This window comes from Streptomyces sp. NPDC023527, from assembly GCF_055560115.1.
This window is the reverse complement of record NZ_JBVHJJ010000005.1, coordinates 152,254-171,063: the sequence shown is the minus strand read 5'-3', so window position 1 is coordinate 171,063 and position 18,810 is coordinate 152,254. Positions and strand designations below refer to the sequence as shown.

14 protein-coding genes are annotated in these 18,810 nt (G+C 72.5%); 11 read left to right on the top strand and 3 right to left on the bottom strand.

The features are described from left to right. Nucleotides 1–34: 34 nt before the first annotated feature. From ACZ303_RS11845 to ACZ303_RS11810, 8 genes are all read left to right on the top strand, one after another. A complete protein-coding gene (locus ACZ303_RS11845; protein ID WP_467337718.1) occupies nt 35–745 on the top strand; it encodes an endonuclease V in 711 nt (236 codons plus the stop codon). A 230-nt stretch (nt 746–975) separates the two neighbouring features. Further along, nucleotides 976–1,248, top strand: a complete 273-nt coding sequence (locus tag ACZ303_RS11840) for a hypothetical protein (protein ID WP_467337716.1) — start codon at nt 976–978, stop codon at nt 1,246–1,248. A 98-nt stretch (nt 1,249–1,346) separates the two neighbouring features. Then, on the top strand, nt 1,347–2,267 hold the full coding sequence (locus ACZ303_RS11835; protein WP_467337714.1) for a dihydrodipicolinate synthase family protein: 921 nt from the start codon (nt 1,347–1,349) through the stop codon (nt 2,265–2,267). 113 nt (nt 2,268–2,380) lie between these two features. Next, nucleotides 2,381–2,761, top strand: a complete 381-nt coding sequence (locus ACZ303_RS11830) for an MmcQ/YjbR family DNA-binding protein (protein ID WP_467337712.1) — start codon at nt 2,381–2,383, stop codon at nt 2,759–2,761. A 172-nt stretch (nt 2,762–2,933) separates the two neighbouring features. Beyond that, the gene (locus tag ACZ303_RS11825; RefSeq protein WP_467337710.1) at nt 2,934–4,097 is read left to right on the top strand and encodes a CaiB/BaiF CoA transferase family protein; all 1,164 of its coding nucleotides are present in this window, start codon (nt 2,934–2,936) and stop codon (nt 4,095–4,097) included. Beyond that, complete coding sequence (locus ACZ303_RS11820; protein ID WP_467337708.1) at nt 4,094–5,236, top strand: acyl-CoA dehydrogenase family protein; 1,143 nt, start codon at nt 4,094–4,096, stop codon at nt 5,234–5,236. The genes ACZ303_RS11825 and ACZ303_RS11820 overlap by 4 nt, the downstream gene beginning before the upstream one ends. A 31-nt stretch (nt 5,237–5,267) precedes the next feature. Then, nucleotides 5,268–6,482, top strand: coding sequence for an acetyl-CoA C-acetyltransferase (locus ACZ303_RS11815; RefSeq protein WP_467337706.1), 1,215 nt, complete (start codon nt 5,268–5,270; stop codon nt 6,480–6,482). 67 nt (nt 6,483–6,549) lie between these two features. After that, entirely contained in the window at nt 6,550–8,715 is a 2,166-nt protein-coding gene (locus tag ACZ303_RS11810) for a 3-hydroxyacyl-CoA dehydrogenase NAD-binding domain-containing protein (RefSeq protein ID WP_467337704.1), read from the top strand. Nucleotides 8,716–8,748: 33 nt separating this feature from the next. On the opposite strand, the gene ACZ303_RS11805 is transcribed toward ACZ303_RS11810, so the two are convergent. Then, nucleotides 8,749–9,465 carry a MerR family transcriptional regulator gene (locus ACZ303_RS11805; RefSeq protein WP_467337702.1) on the bottom strand — a complete coding sequence of 239 codons (717 nt, stop codon included), beginning with the start codon at nt 9,463–9,465 and terminating at the stop codon, nt 8,749–8,751. Nucleotides 9,466–9,666: 201 nt separating this feature from the next. Between ACZ303_RS11805 and ACZ303_RS11800 the strand changes: the two genes are divergently transcribed. Beyond that, nucleotides 9,667–10,458 (top strand): VOC family protein, encoded by a 792-nt coding sequence (locus ACZ303_RS11800; RefSeq protein ID WP_467337700.1) that lies wholly within the window; start codon nt 9,667–9,669, stop codon nt 10,456–10,458. Nucleotides 10,459–10,567: 109 nt separating this feature from the next. On the opposite strand, the gene ACZ303_RS11795 is transcribed toward ACZ303_RS11800, so the two are convergent. Next, on the bottom strand, nt 10,568–12,067 hold the full coding sequence (locus ACZ303_RS11795; RefSeq protein ID WP_467337698.1) for a M1 family metallopeptidase: 1,500 nt from the start codon (nt 12,065–12,067) through the stop codon (nt 10,568–10,570). Nucleotides 12,068–12,255: 188 nt separating this feature from the next. On the opposite strand from ACZ303_RS11795, the gene ACZ303_RS11790 reads away from it, so the two are divergent. Together ACZ303_RS11790 and ACZ303_RS11785 are read left to right on the top strand one after the other, a co-directional pair. Continuing rightward, the gene (locus ACZ303_RS11790) at nt 12,256–14,244 is read left to right on the top strand and encodes a Xaa-Pro dipeptidyl-peptidase (protein ID WP_467337696.1); all 1,989 of its coding nucleotides are present in this window, start codon (nt 12,256–12,258) and stop codon (nt 14,242–14,244) included. A 75-nt stretch (nt 14,245–14,319) separates the two neighbouring features. After that, a complete protein-coding gene (locus ACZ303_RS11785) occupies nt 14,320–15,957 on the top strand; it encodes an ABC-F family ATP-binding cassette domain-containing protein (RefSeq protein ID WP_467337694.1) in 1,638 nt (545 codons plus the stop codon). Nucleotides 15,958–16,407: 450 nt separating this feature from the next. On the opposite strand, the gene ACZ303_RS11780 is transcribed toward ACZ303_RS11785, so the two are convergent. Beyond that, on the bottom strand, nt 16,408–18,765 hold the full coding sequence (locus ACZ303_RS11780) for a Tex family protein (protein WP_467337692.1): 2,358 nt from the start codon (nt 18,763–18,765) through the stop codon (nt 16,408–16,410). Between the last annotated feature and the right edge of the window lie 45 nt (nt 18,766–18,810).

The window sequence follows — 18,810 nt, the reverse complement described above, 5'->3', positions numbered from 1 at the left end:
CAGGCTACGCCGGTCACGTAGCGTGGGAGGCACTATGACGTACGCGACGACCGACACCCCGGGCGCCCTGCCGCCCGACTGGCCCACCACGGAAGCGGCGGCCCGGGCCGTCCAGGACGAGCTGCGGAGCCGGGTCACGCTCGACGAGCCGGGGCCGGTGCCGGGGGCCCCGCTGACCGTCGTGGGCGTGGACGTCGCCTACGACGACGAGCGGGACGTCGTCGCGGCCGCCGCCGTCGCGCTCGACGCCACCACCCTCGACCTGGTGGAGGAGGCGACGGCGCTCGGCCGGGTGGCCTTCCCGTACGTGCCCGGCCTGCTCGCCTTCCGCGAGATCCCCACGGTGCTCGCCGCGCTCGGGCGGCTGTCCGTCACCCCCGGCCTGGTCGTCTGCGACGGTTACGGCCTCGCGCACCCGCGCCGCTTCGGCCTGGCGAGCCACCTGGGGGTGCTCACGGGGCTGCCCACGATGGGGGTCGCGAAGAACCCCTTCACCTTCCGCTACGAACCGCCCGGCCCGTGCCGCGGGGACAGCTCGCCGCTGCTCGACGGCGACGAGGAGGTCGGCCGGGCCCTGCGCACGCGGGACGGCGTGAAGCCGGTCTTCGTCTCGGTCGGGCACCGGATGAGCCTCGACAACGCCTGTGCCTTCGCCCTGCGGCTGGCCCGCGACTTCCGGCTCCCGGAGACCACGCGGGCGGCGGACGCCCTGTGCCGCGAGGTCCTGCGGACGGCTTCTCGGTAGGCGGGCCGGTCGGACAGCCGGGCGGCCGGGCCGACGAGCCGGGCCGACCGACCAGCCGGGTGACCGACCAGCCGGGTGACCGACCAGCCGGGTGAGCGACCCATCGCCCGGCCCGGCCGGACCCGCCGGATCGGAGGGAGCGCGGGCCCGGAGGAGTAGGGTTCCGGCATCGGCCTGAATCGCTTGTTCCCACTGCACGCCATGCGCAAGCAAGAGGGGATTTCTCCAATATGTACTCACAGGACGCGATCTACAGCCGCCGCCCGAGTCGGGACGAGCTGACCGAGGAGATGCTCTCCGGGCTTCTCTGCATCGTCTGCCGCGCCGACTTCCGGGGCTCACCGGACAGGGTGGCGACGGTGGTCTCCTACCAAGGCGACCGGCAGTTGCTGGCCTGCGAAGGGGTGTGCGCGCGGATGGCCTGCGGGTCCGTCGCGGGCCTGGGCGAGACGCCTCTCCCCGAGGCCGAGCGTGTGGCCCGGCACAGCGCCGGGGGCTCGTGAGGCGCCCGTAGGTCCTCGGGCGCGGGGGCGAGTGCCGTCTTGACACCCGTCGGCCCCTCCGCCAGATTCGGCGCGAAGCGAGAGGCTGGAGGCTCGTGATGCGTCTGCCCGTTCCGCCCGCCGGCGTCGTTCCTCCGATGTGCACGCCGCTCACGGCCTCCGGCGACGTCGACACCCGTTCGCTCGGGTCGCTCGTCGAGCACCTCCTGGTGGCCGGCGCCGACGCCGTCTTCGTCCTCGGTACGAGCGGTGAAACCGCCTATCTGAGTGACGATCAGCGGGCCACCGCCCTCCGCGCGGCCGTCGAGGCCGTCGATGGGCGCGTGCCCGTCCTCGCCGGGGTCGTCGACATGACCACCGCCCGCGTCCTGGACCACGCCCGCACCGCGCGGGCGCTCGGCGCGGACGCGCTCGTGGCCACCGCGCCCTTCTACGCCGACACCCGCCCCGCCGAGACCGCCGATCACTTCCGCCGCGTCCGGGCCGGCGTCGACCTGCCGCTGATCGCCTACGACATCCCGTCCGCCGTCCACAGCAAGCTCGACCCCGCCACCCTCCTCGCCCTCGCGGAGGACGGCATCCTCGCCGGGCTGAAGGACAGCAGCGGTGACCTCGGCGCCCTGCGCCGGCTGCTCGTCGCGCTGCGCGCACGCGGCCTCCACCGCGCGTTCGGCGTACTGACCGGCTCCGAACTGACCGTCGACGCGGCGCTGCTGGCAGGCGCCCACGGCGTCGTACCGGGGCTCGGCAACGTCGACCCGGCCGGGTACGTACGGCTGTGCGCACACGCCCGCGCCGGCCGCTGGACCGAGGCGGCCGCCGAACAGGACCGGCTCGCCGCACTGTTCGCCCTCACGGAGGCGGGCGGGGCGACCGCCTCGGCGATCGGCGGCTACAAGGCGGCCCTGCACCTCCTCGGCGTCATCGAATCCCGCACCGCCGCCGCCCCCCGGACCCCGCTCGCGGACACCGCCGTCAGCTCCGTCCGCGCCCTCCTCGAACAGGCCGGCCTGCTGTGACCCGCGCCTGACGGACGTGCCGGGCGGCCGGGGCGACGGGGCGCGGACTAGCGTGTACGGACAGCCGCGCACCCGGCCGGACCCACCCGGCCGCACAGCCCCACGGAGGACCCATGGCAACCGTCTCAACTGCCCTCAAGGCCCGGGCGAGGATCCGGTCGTTCGCGCTCGGGCTGCCCGGCACCGTGGAGGAGTTCCCCTGGGAGGAGGACGCCGTCATCAAGGTCAACAAGAAGATCTTCGTCTTCCTGGGGGCCGAGGGGAACACCGAGACGCCCGGCATCAGCCTCAAGCTCAAGGACGAGGAGGCGCACGGCCACGCCCTCGCCGTGCCCGGCGCGGCGCCCACCGGGTACGGGCTGGGCCGGTCGGGCTGGGTGTCGATCCCGCTGACCGGCGAGAGCGCGCCGGTCGAGCTGCTCTGCGACTGGGTGGAGGAGAGCTACCGGACCATCGCGCCCAAGAAGCTCGTCGCGCAGCTCGACGCGGGCTGACGAGCGGATCGCCGCCCTGCCAAGTGCCGCCGTCCGGGCGGTGTTTTGCGCTCCCGGCCGGTGGACCGGGGGGCTTGTGAAAACTGGAACCCGTTCTTAACATCGCGAGTGTTACAGCACTTGTGTCATAAGGCCGCGAGGCCACGGGTCCCGGGACTGGATGGCGGTCTGCATGACAGAGGCAGGGAACGACCCACGCACCACCGGGAGAGCCGGCCCGCTGGCCGGAGTGCGCGTCGTCGAGCTCGCCGGGATCGGCCCCGGCCCGTTCGCGGCCATGCTCCTGGGGGACCTCGGCGCCGACGTCGTCCGCGTCGACCGGCCCGACGGCCCCGGGCTGCACATCGACCCCCGCCACGACCTCACCAACCGCAACAAGCGCTCGGTGGTCGTCGACCTCAAGTCCGCGTCCGGCCCGGCGACCGTCCTGGACCTCGCCGAGCGCGCCGACGTCCTCCTGGAGGGCTACCGCCCCGGCGTCGCCGAGCGCCTCGGCATCGGCCCCGACGCCTGCCTGGCCCGCAACCCCCGGCTCGTCTACGGCCGGATGACCGGCTGGGGGCAGGACGGCCCGCTCGCCCAGGCCGCCGGGCACGACCTGTCGTACATCGCCATCACCGGCGCCCTGGCGCTGACCGGCCCCGCCGACGGCCCGCCGTACGCCCCCGCCAACCTCCTCGGCGACTTCGCCGGCGGCTCCCTCTACCTCGTCATCGGCGTCCTCGCCGCCCTCCAGCACGCCCGCGCCTCCGGCACCGGCCAGGTCGTCGACGCCGCCATCGTCGACGGCACAGCCCACCTGACCGCCATGCTCCACGGCATGCTGGCGGCCGGCGCCTGGCAGGACCGGCGCGCCGCCAACCTCCTCGACGGCGGCTCGCCCTTCTACGGCACGTACGAGACCGCCGACGGCGGCCACATGGCGGTCGGCGCGCTGGAGAAGCGCTTCTACGCGGAGTTCCTGGACCGCCTCGGCCTGACGGACGAGGCACCGCCGCGCGAGGACCCCACCCGCTGGGACGACCTGCGCACCGCCATCGCCGCGCGCTTCAAGCGGCGCACCCGCGCCGAGTGGACGGCCGTCTTCGAGGGCTCGGACGCCTGCGTCGCCCCCGTGCTGTCGCTGCGCGAGGCCCCCGACCACCCGCACCTCGCCGCCCGCGCCACCTTCGTCGAGCACGGCGGCCTCACCCAGCCCGCCCCCGCCCCGCGCTTCTCCGCCACCCCCGGCGCCGTGCGCCGCCCGCCCGCACGGCCCGGCGCGGACACCGCCGAGGTGGCGCGCGACTGGGACGTCCGCGGTCTCGACCAGCCCGAGGAGGGCCCCCACCGATGAAGCGTCAGATCTTCACCGCCGACCACGAAGCCTTCCGCGAGACCGTCCGGACCTTCCTGGCCAAGGAGGTCGCACCCCACTACGAGCAGTGGGAACGCGACGGCATCGTCTCCCGCGACGCCTGGCTGGCGGCCGGCCGGCAGGGGCTCCTCGGGCTGACCGTCGACGAGGAGTACGGCGGCGGGGGCAACGACGACTTCCGCTACGGCGTCGTGCTCACCGAGGAGTTCACCCGCGCGGGCGCCGCCGGCCTCGCCATCGGGCTGCACAACGACATCATCGGCCCGTATCTCACCTCGCTCGCCACCGACGAGCAGAAGCGCCGCTGGCTGCCCGGCTTCTGCACGGGCGAGACCGTCACCGCCATCGCGATGACCGAGCCGGAGGCGGGCTCGGACCTCCAGTCCATCCGCACCTCGGCCGAGGACCGCGGCGACCACTGGCTGCTCAACGGCTCCAAGACCTTCATCTCCAACGGCATCCTCGCCGACCTCGTCATCGTCGTCGCGCGCACGACGCCCGAGGGCGGTGCCAAGGGCCTGAGCCTGTTCGTCGTCGAGCGCGGCATGGCGGGCTTCGAGCGCGGCCGCAACCTCGACAAGATCGGCCAGAAGGCGCAGGACACCGCCGAGCTGTTCTTCCACGACGTCCGCGTCCCCAAGGAGAACCTCCTCGGCGACCTCAACGGCGCCTTCGGCCACCTGATGACCAACCTCGCCCAGGAGCGCATGAACATCGCCGTCGCCGGCATCGCGGCGGCCGAGCACCTCCTGGAGCTCACCACGGCCTACGTCAAGGAGCGGGAGGCGTTCGGCCGGCCGCTCGCCAGGCTCCAGCACATCCGCTTCGAGATCGCCGAGATGGCCACCGAGTGCGCCGTCACCCGCGCCTTCCTCGACCGCTGCATCAGCGACCACACGGCCGGCGAGCTCGACGCCGTGCACGCCTCGATGGCCAAGTGGTGGGCGACCGAGCTGCAAAAACGCGTCGCCGACCGCTGTCTGCAACTCCACGGCGGCTACGGCTACATGACCGAGTACCGGGTCGCCAAGGCGTTCACCGACGGCCGGATCCAGACGATCTACGGCGGCACCACCGAGATCATGAAAGAGATCATCGGCCGCTCCCTGCTGTCCTGACCCGCCCATCCCCCCCGAAAGGCTTACGACCTTGAGCACCGAAGCGTATGTGTACGACGCGATCCGCACCCCGCGCGGCCGCGGCAAGGCCAATGGGGCGCTGCACGGCACCAAGCCCGTCGACCTCGTCGTCGGCCTGATCCACGAGATCCGGCGCCGCTTCCCGGACCTGGACCCCGCCGCGATCGACGACATCGTGCTCGGCGTCGTGAGCCCCGTCGGCGACCAGGGCTCCGACATCGCCAGGATCTCCGCCATCGCGGCCGGGCTCCCCGAGACCGTCGCGGGCGTCCAGGAGAACCGCTTCTGCGCCTCGGGTCTGGAGGCCGTCAACCTCGCCGCGGCGAAGGTCCGTTCCGGCTGGGAGGACCTGGTCCTGGCGGGCGGCGTCGAGTCGATGTCGCGGGTGCCCATGGGCTCCGACGGCGGCGCCTGGTTCAACGACCCGATGACCAACTTCGACGTCAACTTCGTGCCGCAGGGCATCGGCGCCGACCTCATCGCCACCCTCGGCGGCTTCTCCCGCCGCGACGTCGACACCTTCGCCGCACGCTCGCAGGAGCTGGCCGCCGCCGCGTGGAAGGAGGGCCGCTTCGACCGCTCCGTGGTGCCCGTGCGCGACCGCAACGGCCTGGTCGTCCTCGACCGCGACGAGCACCCCCGCCCCGGCACCACCGTCGAGACCCTCGGCACCCTCAAGCCCTCCTTCGCCGGGATCGGCGAGGCGGGCGGCTTCGACGCCGTCGCGCTCCAGCAGTACCACTGGGTCGAGAAGATCGACCACGTCCACCACGCCGGCAACTCCTCCGGGATCGTGGACGGCGCGGCGCTCGTCGCCATCGGCAACCGCGGGATCGGCGAGCGCTACGGGCTCACGCCCCGGGCCCGTATCGTCTCCGCCGCCGTCTCCGGCTCCGACCCCACCATCATGCTCACCGGCCCCGCCCCGGCCACCCGCAAGGCTCTCGCCAAGGCCGGGCTGACCATCGACGACATCGACCTGATCGAGATCAACGAGGCGTTCGCCGCCGTCGTGCTGCGCTTCGCCGAGGAGATGGGCGTCCCCCTGGAGAAGATCAACGTCAACGGTGGCGCGATCGCCCTGGGCCACCCGCTCGGCGCCACCGGCGCGATGCTGCTGGGCACGGTCATCGACGAACTGGAGCGGCAGGGCAAGCGCTACGGCCTGATCACCCTGTGCGTCGGCGGCGGCATGGGCGCCGCGACCGTCGTCGAGCGGCTCTGACGGCTCTCACCGCACACCCGTCAGACCGTCCGCATCCGCACCGCTGAACCCCCATGGAGACTTCGATATGAGCGAGAGCACCACCATCCGCTGGGAGCGGGACGCCGACGGCGTCGTCACCCTGACCCTCGACGACCCCGATCAGTCCGCCAACACCATGAACGCCGCGTTCAAGACCTCCCTCACCGCGGTCGCCGACCGCCTGGTGGCCGAGAAGGACTCCCTGCGCGGCATCATCGTCACCTCCGCCAAGAAGACCTTCTTCGCCGGCGGCGACCTGCGCGAGCTGATCGCGATCACCCCCGCCGACGCCCGGCAGGCGTTCGAGGGCGGCCTGGAGATCAAGCGCGACCTGCGCCGCATCGAGACCCTCGGCGTGCCCGTCGTCGCCGCCATCAACGGCGCGGCCCTCGGCGGCGGCTACGAGATCGCTCTCGCCTGCCACCACCGCGTCGCCCTCGACACCCCCGACACCCGGATCGGACTGCCCGAGGTCACCCTCGGCCTGCTCCCGGCCGGTGGCGGCGTCACCCGTACGGTCAGGCTCCTCGGCATCACCGACGCCCTGCTGAAGGTGCTGCTCCAGGGCACCCGGTACACCGCGCGGCGCGCCCTCGAAGCGGGCCTGGTCCACGAGGTCGCGGCCACCCGCGACGAACTCCTCGCCAAGGCCCGCGCCTTCATCGACGCCCACCCCGAGTCGGCCCAGCCCTGGGACGTCAAGGGCTACCGCATCCCCGGCGGCACCCCCGCCACCCCGCGCCTCGCCGCCGACCTGCCCGCCTATCCGGCCAATCTGCGCAAGCAGCTGGGCGGCGCCCCCTACCCGGCACCGCGCAACATCCTGGCCGCCGCCGTCGAGGGCTCGCAGGTCGACTTCGAGACCGCGCAGGTCATCGAGGCCCGCTACTTCACGGAGCTGGTCACCGGCCAGATCTCCAAGAACATGATCCAGGCGTTCTTCTTCGACCTCCAGGCCGTCAACGCCGGGGCCAGCCGCCCGGCCGGCATCGCGCCCCGCAAGGTCGCCAGGGCCGCCGTCCTGGGCGCGGGCATGATGGGCGCGGGCATCGCCTACGCCTGCGCCGAGGCCGGCATCGAGGTCGTCCTGAAGGACGTCTCCCTCGAAGCCGCCGAGAAGGGCAAGTCCTACTCCGCGGCCCTGCTGGCCAAGGCCGTCGCCAAGGGCCGTACGAGCGAGGCGGAGCGCGACGCCCTGCTCGCGCGGATCACGCCCACCGCCGACCCGCGCGACCTCGCGGGCTGCGACGCGGTCATCGAGGCCGTGTTCGAGGACCCCTCGCTCAAGCACAAGGTGTTCCAGGAGATCCAGCACGTCGTCGCCCCCGACGCCCTGCTGTGCTCCAACACCTCCACCCTGCCCATCACCCTGCTGGCCGAAGGTGTCGAGCGGCCGGCCGACTTCATCGGCCTGCATTTCTTCTCGCCCGTCGACAAGATGCCCCTCGTTGAGATCATCAAGGGGGAGGGGACCGGCGACGAGGCCCTGGCCCGCGCCTTCGACCTCGTACGGCAGATCCGCAAGACGCCCATCGTCGTCAACGACTCGCGCGGCTTCTTCACCTCGCGCGTCATCGGCCGGTTCATCAACGAGGGCGTGGCGATGGTCGGCGAGGGCGTCGACCCGGCCTCCGTCGAACAGGCCGCCGCCCAGGCCGGCTACCCGGCCAAGGTGCTGTCCCTGATGGACGAGCTGACGCTCACGCTGCCGCGCAGGATCCGCGAGGAGACCCGGCGCGCGGTCGAGGAGGCCGGCGGCACCTGGGAGGCGCACCCCGCCGACGCGGTCATCGACCGGATGGTGGAGGAGTTCGGGCGCACCGGCCGCGGCGGAGGCGCCGGCTTCTACGACTACGTGGACGGCAAGCGCGCCGGGCTGTGGCCGGGGCTGCGGGAGCACTTCGCCACGGACGGCGCCCCGGTGCCCTTCGAGGACATGAAGGAGCGGATGCTCTTCTCCGAGGCCCTGGACACCGTCCGCTGCCTGGAGGAAGGCGTCCTCACCTCGGTCGCCGACGCCAACATCGGCTCGATCCTCGGCATCGGCTTCCCCGGCTGGACGGGTGGCGCGCTGCAGTACATCAACGGCTACGAGGGCGGCCTGCCGGGCTTCGTCGCACGCGCCCGGGCCTTGCAGGCGGCCTACGGGGAGCGCTTCGCGCCGCCCGCCCTGCTCCTGGAGAAGGCCGGGAAGGGCGAGACGTTCCACTAGGGCGGACGGGTGGGCGCCGCGGTGGGCCCGGTCCTACCGCGGCGGCTCCTCCTGCGCGTACACCGCCCGCAGCTCGTGCTTCAGGGACCGCTGGAACGCCGTCACCAGGGCCTGCACCACCAGCGGCTGCATGTGCGCCGACAGCGACTTCATCGCCTCGACGTCGGGGGTGCCCACCTCGTCCTGGAAGAGCCGGGTGAGCTCCCGGGCCGTGGCGCGGGCGTGGTCCAGCAGGACCGTACGGGCGGCGAGGAGCGTCCGCGGCGCGATGGGGACGTCCAGCAGCCGCACCCCCAGATAGAGCAGCCCCGGGTCCACCCGGAAGGTGTCCGCGTCGTCGGGGTGGCGTTCGAGGACGTCCATGGCGGCGAGCCGGTCGATGTCCTCCTCGGTCAGGGCCCGGCCCGCCCGCCGCTCCAGCTGCGCCCACGTCGTCTCCTCCCGCTTGTCGGGCATCCAGGACGCGACCAGGGCGCGGTGGATGGCCAGGTCGTGCGGGCTCAGCCCGTCCGGCAGCTGCCGCAGATAGCGTTCGATGGCGGCGAGGGTGAGGCCCTGGTGCTGGAGCTCCTCGATCAGCGCCAGCCGGGAGAGGTGCTCGGGGCCGTAGCGCCCGACCCGGCGCGGGCCGATCTCCGGTGGCGGCAGCAGGCCGCGGGTGCTGTAGAAACGCACCGTGCGTACGGTCACGCCGGCGCGGGCGGCCAACTCGTCGACGGTCAGCTGCGATTCCCCGGTCTCCGTGGCCATCGGCGGCGCCTCGCTCTCTCTCCGCGTCCGTCGGGTTCAACAGTATTGCTGTACCACCATCGCTGTGAAACCCTCGCGGCGCGGCTCGCGCGCTCTCGGCCCCCGCGCTCTCCGGACGCGCTTGTCAGTGGTGGGTGTCACGCTGGATTCCCGCGACCGTTCCGCGACAGATCCGCGGTGTTCCGCAAAAGGGAGAGCGTCATGATCACGACCGATTTCGTTCCCGGCTCCCCGTGCTGGCTGGACCTCGGCGCGCCGGACGTGCCCGCCGCCGTCGACTTCTACGGATCGGTGTTCGACTGGAAGTTCGATTCCATGGGTGACGAGGCGCCCGACTACGGCGTCCTCCGGCTGAACGGCAAGACCGTGGCGGGCATCGGTCCGCTCACCGAGAAGGGCGCCCGCTCGGCCTGGATGATCTACTTCCGCACCACCGACGCGGACGCCACGGCGCAGGCCGTGGAGCGGGCGGGCGGCACCATCCGCCTGATCCCGATGGACGCGGACAGCGAGGGCCGACTGGCCCAGTTCACCGACCCTTCCGGGGGACAGTTCGCCGTCTGGCAGCCGGGGAACACCCAGGGGCTGGAGGTGACGGACGAGCCGGGCAGCCTGTGCTGGACCGAGCTCTATACGACGGACGCGGCCGGCGCGAAGGAGTTCTACGGCACGCTCTTCGGCTGGGACACCGAGGACATGCCCCTGCCGGGCGGCGGCGGCACGTATTCGCTGATCACACCCGCCGGCCTCGGCCAGGAGCGCATGCAGGGCGGCCTGATGCAGCTCCCGGCCGAAGACCTCACCCTGACCGGCGGCCGCCCCTACTGGCACCCGGTGTTCGCCTCCGCGAACTGCGACGTCACGGTGGACAAGGTCAGGAAGAGCGGCGGCACGGTCCAGATGGGACCGGAGGACGCGGAGGGCGTCGGACGGCTGGCGGTCTGCGTCGACCCCGCCGGCGCGGACTTCGTGGTGCTCACGCCCTCCGACTGACCGCCGCGCCCCGGTGGACGCAGGAGAGCCCGCCCCACCGCGGAGAGTGCGGTGGGACGGGCCCTGAGAGGCTCTCGCCGGGCTCCTGAGGGGCTCCTGACGGGCGGCGTCAGTGCCGGTGCGCGGCCTGCGACTCCTGGATCTTCTTCCAGGACTTCGGCTGCGCCGGTGCCTTGAGCGACTTGCCGGCCTTGCCGGTCTTCGCCGCGGGCGACGGCGGCGTGGTGGGCTTGGAGGTCGTGAAGAGCCAGGTGTCGAAGGTCTTGGCGAGCTTCTTGCCGGAGACCTTCTCGGCGAACTTCACGAAGTCCTGCACCGAGGCGTTGCCGAACTTGTTCTCGGTCGGCCACTGCTTGAGGATCTTGAAGAACGTCTCGTCGCCGACCGTGTTGCGCAGCACCTGAAGGGCGATGGCCCCACGGTTGTAGACGGCGCGGTCGAACTGCTTGTCCGCGCCCGGGTCGCCCGGCTTGACCTTCCAGAAGGAGTTGTCGGCCGGGACGGAGTTGTAGATGTAGTCGGCGAGCTCCTGGGCCGTGCCCTCGCCCTCCTTCTCCGACCACAGCCACTGCGCGTAGGTGGCGAAGCCCTCGTTGACCCAGATGTCCCGCCAGTCCTTCACGGACACGCTGTCGCCGAACCACTGGTGCGCGAGCTCGTGCACCACCAGGGAGACGTTCGCGCCGTTCGCGAAGCCGGAGGGGCTGTAGTACGGCCGGGTCTGGGTCTCCAGCGCGTAGCCCGTCTTCACGTTGGGCACATAGCCGCCGACCGCGTTGAAGGGGTACGGGCCGAAGACGTTGCTGCCCCAGTCGATGACCTCGGCGGAGCGCTCGACGCTGGCCTTGGCGGACGGCCCGTTCTCGCCGAGGTCCTTGCTGTAGGCGCTGAAGACCGGCAGGCCGCTCGCGGTGGTGTCGGTGGTGATGTCGAACTTGCCGACCGCCAGCGTGGTCAGGTAAGTGGCCTGCGGCTTGGTGGAGCGCCAGTTGTAGCGCGTCCAGCCGAGCTTGGAGGACTGCGAGGCCAGGACGCCGTTGCTGATCGCCTGGACGTCGTCCGGCACCGAGACCGACACGTCGTACGTGGCCTTGTCGGTCGGGTGGTCGTTGCTCGGGAACCACCAAGGCGCCGAGTCGGGCTCATTGGCCACGACCGCGCCGTCCGGGGTCTTCTGCCAGGCGGAGTAACCGTCGATCTTCACCTGCGAAGGGGTGCCGCTGTAGCGGACCACGACGCTGATCTGCTTGCCCTTTTCGAGCGGGCCGGACGGCGTGACCTCCAGCTCGTGCGCGCCGGTCTTCGCGAACGTCGCCTTCTTGCCGTTGACCAGCACCTCGCTCACATCGAGCGCGAAGTCGAGGTTGAAGCGGGACAGCGACTGCGTGGTGGTGGCCAGCAGGGTGGCGGTGCCCTCCAGCTTGTCCGACGTGGGCTGGTACTTCAGCCGCAGGTCGTAGTGGGAGACGTCGTAACCGCCGTTCCCGGACGTGGGGTAGTAGGAGTCTCCGACGCCCGGGGCGCCCGGGGTGGCGTCGGCCGCCGACGCGGGGATCGCCAGCAACAGGCAGGCCGCGGCCGCACTCGGAACGATGAGTCTGTGACGCACGAGTCACTCCAACTCGTAGAGGAGATCGATTACTCGAAGCCTATGTACTCACCCCCGACGGGGGAATGTCCATGGTGCATTCCGACATGTGATCGACATGTTCAGGTCATCAGCCGGGGAGCCGATCGCCTCATGAGGCTGCTCCGCCCCCCTTCTGCCCGGGAGTTGCCCCGCGCTACGGTCCGGCGGTGCGTACACGCCCGCGGGACACCCGCATATCCTGGATCACACTCGTACTGGCGGCGGTGGCCGCCCTGTTGACCGCGCTCCTCCCACCGGCCGCGACCGGCACGGCGAACGCCGCGTCCGTGAGCGGCGGAAGGGACGGGGAGAGCAGACCCGTCTATTCGTACGACCGCGCCGTGCGCGAGTCCGTATGGGTGGACACCGAGCTGGACGGCGACCGCGACGGCCGCTCCGACCGCGTCGCCGTCGACATCATCCGGCCGCGCGAGGCCGCCGAACAGGGCCGGCGCGTTCCGGTCATCATGGACGCCAGCCCGTACTACTCCTGTTGCGGCCGGGGCAACGAGAGCCAGAAGAAGACCTATGACGCGCAGGGCAACCCCGTGCAGTTCCCGCTGTACTACGACAACTACTTCGTACCGCGCGGCTACGCCGTCGTCCTGGTCGACCTCGCCGGAACCAATCGTTCCGACGGCTGTGTCGACGTCGGCGGCCGCTCCGACATCCAGTCCGCGAAGGCCGTCGTCGACTGGCTGAACGGCCGCGCCCGCGGCTACAGCACCCGCGCCGGCCAGGGCGCCGTCACGGCGGGCTGGACCACCGGGGCCGTCGGAATGATCGGCAAGAGCTACGACGGCACCGTCGCCAACGGCGTCGCCGCCACCGGCGTCGAGGGCCTCAAGACCATCGTGCCCATCGGTGCGATCAGCTCCTGGTACGACTACTACTTCGCCAAGGGCGCCGCCCTCTACGACGGCGGCCCCGACGGCCTGTCGAACCGCGTCGAGAGCTACGGGGCGCGCGGCCGCTGCCAGGCCGTCCAGCGCGAACTCGCCGAAGGCGCCCCGCGCAACGGCGACCGGACGCCGCTGTGGAACGACCGCGACTACGTACCGGACGCCGGCAAGGTGAACGCCAGTGTGTTCGTCGTCCACGGCATGCAGGACCTCAACGTCCGCACCAAGCACTTCGGCCAGTGGTGGGACGCGCTCGCCCAGCAGGGCGTCGAGCGCAAGATCTGGCTCTCCCAGACCGGCCACGTCGACCCCTTCGACTTCCGCCGCGAGACCTGGGTGCCCACCCTCCACCGCTGGTTCGACCACTACCTCCTCGGCTACGACAACGGCGTCGAGCGCGAGCCGATGGCCGACATCGAGCGCGCCCCCGACCAGTGGTCCACCGACCGCACCTGGCCGCCGAGCGGCACCCGCGACACGGCGCTGCGCCCGGCCGCCGGGCCCGCGGCGGGCGTCGGCACCCTGGGCCTCAAGCCCGCACCGCGCGGCACCACGGCCGCGTTCACGGACGACCCGAAGCTGAACGAGAGCGACTGGGCCGCCCACATCGACGAATCGACCCCCGGCAAGGCAGGCTTCACCACGCCACCGCTCACCCGCGACCTGCGGCTGTCCGGCTCCTCGACCGTGGACCTGACCGTCACCTCCTCCACGACCTCCGCCCACCTCTCCGCCGTCCTCGTCGACCTCGGACCCGCCACCATCCGCGACTACGCGGCGGCCGCCGAGGGCATCCGCACCCTCCCCGACCGCAGCTGCTGGGGGAGCGGCACCGCCGGTGACAGCGCCTGCTACAAGCGGACCGAGCCCGAACGGAAGCAGGTCGGCCACACCGTCTTCAGCCGCGGCTGGGCCGACCTCGGCCACTACGCCGAACCGGCCCCCGGCCGCGCCCTGACCCCCGGCAAGCCCTACACCATCAGCCTCGACCTCGCCGCCACCGACCACGTCGTACCGGCCGGTCACCGCCTGGCCCTCATCGTCGCCGGCACCGACGCCGGCCTCATCGAGCCCGCCTCCACCACCCCGCGGCTGACCGTCGACCTGCGCGGCACCTCGGCCCGGCTGCCGCTCGTCGGCGGCTACGCGGCCTTCGCCCGCGCCACCGCCGGCACCCACCGCCCCGCTCCCCGTACGGACGTCCCGCCGCACGGCATCCGCCCGCCCGCCCTCGACCACCTGCCCGCCGCCTGAACCCCTCCGGGTGCGGTCACCACGGTAGACAAGCGGTTCGGGACCGGCCGCTCCAGCGGTTAAAGTCGACGGGTTATGAGTGCCACTCTCGTCGCCAAGGACCTCGCCGCCGGACATGGCGACCGCACCCTCTTCTCCGGGCTCGACCTCGTCGTCGCGCCCGGAGAGGTCATCGGCCTCGTCGGCGCCAACGGCGCCGGCAAGTCGACCCTGCTGCGGTTGCTCGCCGGTCTGGACACCCCCGAGGAGGGTGCCCTCCGGCTCAGCCCGCCCACCGCCAACGTCGGCCACCTCCCGCAGGAGCCCGACCGGCGCGCGGGCGAGACCGTACGGGCCTTCCTCGCGCGCCGCACCGGCGTCGCCGAGGCCCAGGCCGCCCTCGACGCCGCCACCCAGGCCCTCGTCGACGGCGCGCCGGGCGCCGACGACGCCTACGCCCTCGGCCTCGACCGCTGGCTCGCCCTCGGCGGCGCCGACCTCGACGAACGCGCCGAGGAGGTCGCCGACTCCCTCGGCCTGACCGTCGGCCTCGACCGGCACATGACCAGCCTCTCCGGCGGCCAGGCCGCCCGCGCCGGGCTCGCCTCCCTGCTCCTCAGCCGTTACGACGTCTTCCTCCTCGACGAGCCCACCAACGACCTCGACCTCGACGGCCTCGCCCGCCTGGAATCCTTCGTCACCGGGCTGCGCGCCGGCACCGTCCTGGTCAGCCACGACCGCGAGTTCCTCACCCGCACCGTCGACAAGGTCCTCGAACTCGACCTCGCCCAGCAGCAGACCACCCTCTACGGCGGTGGTTACGCCGCCTATCTGGAGGAGCGCGAGACCGCCCGCCGGCACGCCCGCGAGGAGTACGAGGAGTACGCCGACACCCGCGCCTCCCTGGAGGCCCGCGCCCGCACCCAGCGGAACTGGATGGAGAAGGGCGTCCGCAACGCCCGTCGCAAGTCCACCGACAACGACAAGATCGGCCGCAAACTGCGTGCCGAGTCGACGGAGAAGCAGGCGGCCAAGGCCCGGCAGAGCGAGCGCCTCATCGAACGCCTGGAGGTGGTCGAGGAGCCCCGCAAGGAGTGGGAGCTGCGCATGGAGATCGCCGCCGCGCCGAGGTCCGGCGCGGTCGTGGCCACGCTGCGCGGCGCGGAGGTGCGCCGCGGCGACTTCGCCTTCGGGCCCGTCGACCTCCAGATCGACTGGGCCGACCGCGTCGCGATCACCGGTGCCAATGGCTCCGGCAAGTCCACGCTGCTCGCCGCCCTGCTCGGCCGGCTGCCGCTGGACGCGGGCGCGGCCTCGCTGGGCCCCGGCGTCGTGGTCGGCGAGGTCGACCAGGCCCGCGCGCTCTTCTTCGGCACGGAGCACCTCCTGGACGCCTTCGAGGCGGCGGTCCCCGAGATGGAGCCCGCGGAGGTCCGCACCCTGCTCGCCAAGTTCGGCCTCAAGGCCGCGCACGTACTGCGCCCGGCGATCACCCTCTCCCCGGGCGAACGCACCCGCGCCGCGCTCGCCCTCCTCCAGGCCCGAGGCGTCAACCTGCTCGTCCTGGACGAGCCCACCAACCACCTCGACCTGCCGGCCATCGAGCAGCTGGAATCCGCCCTCTCCTCGTACAACGGCACGCTGCTCCTGGTCACCCACGACCGCCGCATGCTCAGCGCGGTCGAGACCACGAGGCGCGTCGAGATCACGGCAGGCCGCCTCACGGAACGGTGAGCGCGCCGGGGTGCCTCTACGGACGGTTTCCCCGACGTCCGCCCGCGTCCCGGCGGTGAGCCCGGGCGGGCGCCCCGCCCGGCGCCACGGCGGGCAGGACACCGCCGGACCACGCGACGTGCCCGCGCGCCGCGGCGGCGGGGAAGTGGTCGCGCGGCAGCCCACCACCACGGCGAGGCGGTGGCCCGGTACCCGATTCCGCCGTGACGGCGGTCAGCCGCCGTGGCGTGGTCCGGCGGTGCCGAACGGCCCGGTTGGCCGGTCGGGGCGCCGCCATCCTCCGCTGCGACGGTGGCTGACCACCGCCGCGGCGGGAAGTGGTCGGCGGCAGCCCACACCGTGGTCCGGCGGTGCCGACCGGCCGGAGAGGCCCCGGTAGCGGGGCCCCGGGCACCCACCGTCGCCACGGCGGGAACCGTCCCCGTATTCCACCGGACCGCCCGGCAAGGGCTACCGCAGGCCCGCCCGGCGCAGTGCCTCCGCCATCGCGTCGTTGGCCGGTGCCGGCTGACGTGACGCCGCGGGCGGGCCGTCGCCCCGGCGGGGGCGTGGCGCGCCGCCCCGGCGGCCGGGGCCGCCCCGCTCCGCGCGCTCGCGGCCCGCACCGCCGCGCTCCGTACCGCCGCCGGACGGCGTCTCGTCCTCCAGCCTGAGCGTCAGCGAAATCCGCTTGCGCGGGATGTCGACGTCCATCACCTTCACCCGGACGATGTCGCCCGGCTTCACCACGTCCCGCGGGTCCTTCACGAACGTCTTCGACATCGCCGAGACGTGCACCAGGCCGTCCTGGTGAACGCCCACGTCCACGAAGGCCCCGAACGCGGCCACATTGGTGACGACACCCTCCAGCAGCATCCCCGGCGTCAGGTCGCCGATCTTCTCGACGCCCTCCTTGAAGGTCGCCGTCTTGAACGCGGGACGCGGATCGCGGCCGGGCTTCTCCAGCTCGCGCAGGATGTCCGTGACCGTCGGAAGACCGAAGGAGTCGTTGACGAAGTCCGCCGGGCGCAGCGAGCGCAGCACCGCCGTGTTGCCGATGAGCGCGCCGCCCGCCGACTTCATCATCGCCCGCACCACGGGATACGCCTCGGGGTGCACGCTGGACGCGTCCAGCGGGTCGTCGCCGCCGCGGATGCGGAGGAAGCCGGCGCACTGCTCGTACGCCTTCGGACCCAGCCGGGCCACGTCCTTCAGCGCCTTGCGGGACCGGAACGGTCCGTTGGAGTCGCGGTGGGCGACGATGTTCTCCGCGAGGCCCGAGCTGATGCCCGAGACCCGCGAGAGCAGCGGCGCGGACGCGGTGTTGACGTCGACACCGACGCCGTTGACACAGTCCTCCACCACCGCGTCGAGCGAGCGGGACAGCTTCACCTCGGACAGGTCGTGCTGATACTGGCCGACGCCGATCGACTTGGGGTCGATCTTGACCAGCTCGGCGAGCGGATCCTGGAGCCGCCGCGCGATGGACACCGCGCCGCGCAGGGAGACGTCCATGCCGGGCAGCTCCTGCGAGGCGAACGCGGAGGCGGAATAGACCGAGGCACCGGCCTCGGAGACCATCACCTTCGTCAGCTTCAGCTCCGGGTGGCGGGTCATCAGGTCCGCCGCGAGCTTGTCCGTCTCGCGGGAGGCCGTGCCGTTGCCGATGGAGATCAGCTCGACGTCGTGCTCACGGGCCAGCCGGGCCAGCGTCGCCAGCGAGGCGTCCCACTTCTGCTGGGGAACGTGCGGGTAGATCGTCTCGGTCGCGGCGACCTTGCCCGTGGCGTCGACGACGGCGACCTTCACGCCCGTACGGAAACCGGGGTCGAGCCCCATCGTGGCGCGGGTGCCGGCCGGCGCGGCGAGCAGCAGATCGCGGAGGTTCGCGGCGAAGACGCGGACCGCCTCGTCCTCGGCGGCCTGCCGCAGCCGCAGCCGCAGATCGATCCCGAGGTGGACGAGGACCCGCGTCCGCCAGGCCCAGCGCACGGTGTCGGCCAGCCACTTGTCGCCCGGCCGGCCCCGGTCGGCGATGCCGAAGCGACGGGCGATGGCCTGCTCGTACGCGCTCGGACCTTCCGCGGCCGACGGCTCCTCCGGCTCCAGGGTGAGGTCGAGGACCTCCTCCTTCTCACCGCGCAGCATGGCCAGCACACGGTGCGAGGGCAGCTCGGTGAAGGGCTCCGCGAAGGAGAAGTAGTCGGCGAACTTCGCGCCCGCCTCCTCCTTGCCCTCCCGGACCTTCGCCGCGACCCGGCCCCGCGTCCACATGCGCTCGCGCAGCTCGCCGATCAGATCGGCGTCCTCGCTGAACCGCTCGGTGAGGATCGCGCGGGCGCCGTCCAGCGCCGCGGCGGCGTCCGCGACGCCCTGGTCCGGGGAGACGAAGGCGGCCGCCGCGGCGAGCGGATCGACACCCGGATCGCCCAGCAGCCCGTCCGCCAGCGGCTCCAGCCCGGCCTCCCGGGCGATCTGCGCCTTGGTGCGCCGCTTGGGCTTGAAGGGCAGATAGATGTCCTCCAGCCGGGCCTTGGAGTCGGCGGCGCGGATCCGCCCCTCCAGCGCCGCGTCCAGCTTTCCCTGGGACCGCACGGACTCCAGGACCGCCGTCCGCCGGTCCTCCAGCTCCCGCAGATAGCGCAGCCGCTCTTCGAGCGTGCGCAACTGCGCGTCGTCGAGCATCTCGGTCGCTTCCTTGCGATAGCGCGCGATGAACGGCACGGTCGACCCGCTGTCGAGCAAGTCGACGGCCGCCTTCACCTGTCGCTCCCGCACGCCGAGCTCCTCGGCGATCCTGCCTTCGATCGACGCACCAGATGCCGTCACGATCACGCTCCGCTTCCTCTTCGACCTGCGGTCTGCATTGTGGCA